This window comes from Psychrilyobacter sp., assembly GCF_049671765.1.
Taxonomy (GTDB): Bacteria; Fusobacteriota; Fusobacteriia; order Fusobacteriales; family Fusobacteriaceae; genus Psychrilyobacter.
This window is the reverse complement of sequence record NZ_JBATVM010000227.1, coordinates 1-4,381: the sequence shown is the minus strand read 5'-3', so window position 1 is coordinate 4,381 and position 4,381 is coordinate 1. Positions and strand designations below refer to the sequence as shown.

Below are 4,381 nucleotides of genomic sequence, written 5' to 3'. Positions count from 1 at the left end.
TCTGTTTTTTTACCACTCAAACAAACCCATCTAAATGGTCCATAACCATAATCAAATAATTCAGGCCCTAATACATCTTCTACATATGAAGGATAGATAAATCCACCTTTGTCATCTCTACCATTTTTAGAGATTTCTTTTACTCCTGCATCATATACAGATTTTAAGAAAGCATTTCCATAATCAAAGAAATATGTACCTTGCTCACTCAATCTTTTTATTACATTATAATGGCTTACTAATGTTGTATTTACTAATTCTACAAATTTAGCTTTATCCTCTGCTAATAACCTAGTTCTTTCCTCAAAAGAAATTCCTTGAGGGCAATATCCTCCGTCATAAACTGCATGACAAGAAGTTTGGTCAGATAATAGGTCTATTTTTATTTTATGATCCGCTGCATATTCTAGTAAATCTACAATATTTCCATGGAACGCTATTGCTGCAGGTTTTTCTGCTTTAAAATATGCCTCTACTTGATCAAACGCTTCCTTAGGAGAAAGTGCTATACTCGATACCCACCCTTGAGAATGTCTAGTTTCTATCCTAGAATAATCTACCTCTGCTATTATTCCTACACCATTTGCAATCTCAACAGCTTTACCTTGAGCTCCTGACATACCTCCCAATCCAGAGGTTACAAATAATTTACCTTTTAAATCTCCATCTTGAGGGACTCCTAAAAATAATCTACCTGCATTTAATATAGTAGAATAAGTCCCATGAACTATCCCTTGTGGTCCAATATACATCCACCCACCAGCAGTCATTTGACCGTAGTTTGCCACTCCTAATGCCGCTGCTCTAATATAGTTTTCATCATCGTCAAACATCCCTACCATAAGTGCATTTGTGATGATAGTTCTAGGTGCAGAAGGGTGAGATCTAAATAATCCCATTGGATGTCCAGATTGAATCACCAAAGTTTGATCTTGAGTTAATTCTTCTAAATATCTTTTAATCAATTGATACTGCATCCAGTTTTGGCATACTTGACCAGTTTCACCATAAGTTACTAGTTCATATGGATATAAGCAGATATCAAAATCTAAGTTGTTATCCATCATTACTTGAAATGCTCGACCTTCAATACATTTTCCTTTATATTCATCTATAGGTTTTCCAGATAATCTTCCTATTGGTCTAAATCTATATCCATAAATTCTTCCAGTTTCATATAATTCTTCTAAAAATTCAGGAGCTAACTCAGCATGAAATTCTTCTGGTACATATCTCAATGCATTTTTAAGAGCTAGTTCTACTTCGTCTTGAGATAATGTAAGATCTCTTTTAGGAGCTCTTCTAAATTTAGGATCAAATTTAGGAGTTTCTTTTGGTATATTGTTTAATTTTATAGTCATTGCATCTTTTATATCGTTATTTGTAAACATTATGATTGTCTCCTTTTTAATTATAAGTTTGATTTTTTATAAAAATTATAATAGTTCTCCTACTACTGCTTCTACTCTATCGATCATCTTTTTATCAGAAATCAGTTCGTAACACTTGTTTATACATTTATACATCACTACGTCTTCATCAATAAACTTTATATCTTCTCTAATAAAGTTATAAGCAATTTCAGTACCTTTTCCTAAGAAGTTGTCATCTCTCATATCGATAGCCTGACAAGCCCCAAAGATCTCCATAGCTACTACATGTCTTGCATTTTTCATGATCTCTCTAGCTTTCCTTCCTGCTATTGTTCCCATAGATACATGATCCTCTTGGTTTGCAGAAGATGGGATAGAATCTACCGAGGCAGGATGTGCCAATACTTTATTTTCTGATACTATCGATGCAGCACTATATTGTACGATCATAAATCCAGAATGTACTCCTCCATGATTTGTTAAAAATGCAGGTAATCCATTACTTAGAGCAGGATTTACAAGTCTTTCTAGTCTTCTTTCAGAAACATTGGCTAATTCTGCTAGTGCTATTCCCATATAATCTAATGGAAGTGCCATAGGTTGACCATGAAAGTTTCCTGCTGAGATAGCTTCCTCAGTTTCAGGGAATATCAATGGATTATCTGTTACAGCATTTACCTCAATTTCTATTTTTTCCTTTATAAATCTAAGGGCATCCTTACTAGCTCCATGGATTTGCGGCATACATCTAAGAGCATATGCATCTTGAACTCTTAAATCACCTTGCTTAGTAATCATCTTACTTCCCTCTATTAAGCTTAGAAGGTTTTTAGCAGTATCTATCTGACCACTATGACCTCTGATTTCATGAACTCTAGGATCTAGTGCACACTTAATTCCTGTAAGTGCCTCCATAGTCAGTGCTCCTGCAATGTCTGCTATTTTAGATAAGTTTAACGCATCATAGATAGTCAAAACTCCTACAGCTGTCATAGCCTGAGTTCCATTGATTAATGCCAATCCTTCTTTAGAAGTCAAGTATGGAAGTGGTTCTATCCCTGCTAGTTCCAGAGCTTTAATACTATCCATTCTTTCTCCTTTATAAAAAGCTTCTCCTAATCCAAGCATAGTTAATACCATGTGAGATAGTGGAGCTAAATCTCCTGATGCTCCTAGCGATCCTTTTTCAGGAACTACTGGATGTACCTCTTTATTTAAAAGTTCTATTAATTTTTCTACAGTTAACAATCTGATTCCAGAGTGACCCTTTGTAAGGGAATTTACACGAAGAACCATCATGGCTCTTACAATCTCCTCTGCAAATGGCTCTCCTACTCCACAAGCGTGACTGATAATAAGGTTTCTTTGGAGGTCATTAGCCTCATCCTTTGAGATAACTACATCGGAAAATTTACCAAACCCAGTTGTGATACCATAAGATACTCTTCCTTCATCAACAAATTTATCTACTACAGCTCGAGCCTTATTGATTCCATCTTTTGCGTCGTTACCTAATTTCACTTTAAAGTTAAATCTAGCTACATTTACTATATCCTCTATGGATAATTTTTGATTATCGATTAGTATCTTTGACATTGTTGCCTCCTTATATTTTTTTAGTATTACTTTATTACTCTATTTAAATATCAAAGTCAATTGAAAAGTTCTAAAATAATACGATTTCTTATAAAAAACATATAATTAAACCAGTAAAATTGATTTTTCTTCAAAAATGGAGTAAACTTTTGTTAGAAAGTTTAATAAAAATATTTTACTGTAGTAACCAGGAGGAAGAAAAATTGGAATTTTTAAAGAAATATAAATATATTAATAAAGAATTTTTTAAAAATTACCGAAGGGTAAAAAAAAATGTATGGAAAGGTAGAATCGATGGCGAAGATCTAGATTCCCTTAGATGGCATCAAACCATTAAAGCTATCGATTTAGAAGACAATACAGTAGAGCTAAAATTTGAAAATGCAGTATGTTTTATTGGCTTTTCTAGTGATGAAGGAGTAGAAAGAAATAAGGGGAATGTAGGAGCAGCAGAAGGTCCTAATGCTATACGTCGTGAGATGTGTAACTTTCCTAAAACTAGAGAAGATGTGAGTCTCTACGATGCTGGAAATATATTTTGCATTGATGAAGACCTTGAAGGTGCTCAAAAAGCTCTCTCTACTGCAGTATCTAAAATAATAGCTTTAGGGATGTTTCCGATAGTTTTAGGAGGTGGACACGAGGTAGCTTTTGGGACCTATAATGGCCTCTTAGATGTAGTGTCTAGATATCAAAAGAAACCCAAAATTGGGATAATAAATTTCGATGCACATTTTGACATGAGACCTTATGAGAAGCAGACTAGTTCTGGGACAATGTTTTTACAGATAGCCAATCAATGTAAAAAAAGAGAATTAGATTTTTCTTATTTTGTATTGGGAATTCAAAAGTATGGGAATACAAGATCTCTCTTCAAAACAGCTGAAAAATTTGGTGTTAAATATATTTTAGCTCGAGATATCAGTAGCTATAAGGAATTAGAAGTAAAAAATAAATTAAATATGTTTATAGAGGAAAATGACCATATATATGTAAGTGTTTGCACAGACGTCTTTTCATCTGCCTATGCTCCTGGAGTCAGTGCTCCTCAACCCTTTGGGATTCATCCAAACTCTGGAAGGGAACTCATAAGACATATTGCAGGAACTGGAAAGGTTGCTACGTTTGATATAGCCGAAGTATCACCAAGATATGATTCTGGAAATATCACCTCTAAATTAGCCGCTATCTTAATTTTTGAGATAATAGATAATTTAGGTAGATTCTCGTTAAAGACAGAAGAAAAAATAATTTAAATATGAAAAATGAGGAGCTGAGAGCTCCTCATTTTTCTGTTTGGATATAATATTACGTTAATTTTATTTATTTATATTCTTTATAAAATGACATTTTTCTGTTTAAATAGAATCTAACGCAAGATAAAATCTACATCCTCCTCTTCTTCTCCTACT

General features: G+C 33.6%; 3 protein-coding genes. 1 reads left to right on the top strand and 2 read right to left on the bottom strand.

The annotated features are described in order from the left end of the window. Positions 1 to 1,391: urocanate hydratase (locus tag WBG30_RS10750; protein ID WP_424504656.1), on the bottom strand; the 1,391-nt coding region annotated here is incomplete at its 3' end. A 45-nt stretch (positions 1,392 to 1,436) separates the two neighbouring features. Then, positions 1,437 to 2,969 (bottom strand): histidine ammonia-lyase, encoded by a 1,533-nt coding sequence (hutH, locus tag WBG30_RS10745; protein WP_424504655.1) that lies wholly within the window; start codon positions 2,967 to 2,969, stop codon positions 1,437 to 1,439. A 203-nt stretch (positions 2,970 to 3,172) separates the two neighbouring features. On the opposite strand from hutH, the gene hutG reads away from it, so the two are divergent. Then, positions 3,173 to 4,225, top strand: a complete 1,053-nt coding sequence (gene hutG, locus WBG30_RS10740) for a formimidoylglutamase (RefSeq protein WP_424504654.1) — start codon at positions 3,173 to 3,175, stop codon at positions 4,223 to 4,225. Positions 4,226 to 4,381 lie beyond the last annotated feature (156 nt).

Coding starts and splice junctions, on each gene's coding strand:
- hutH (WP_424504655.1), bottom strand. CDS start 2,969: ATGTCAAAGATACTAATCGATAATCAAAAATTATCCATAGAGGATATA.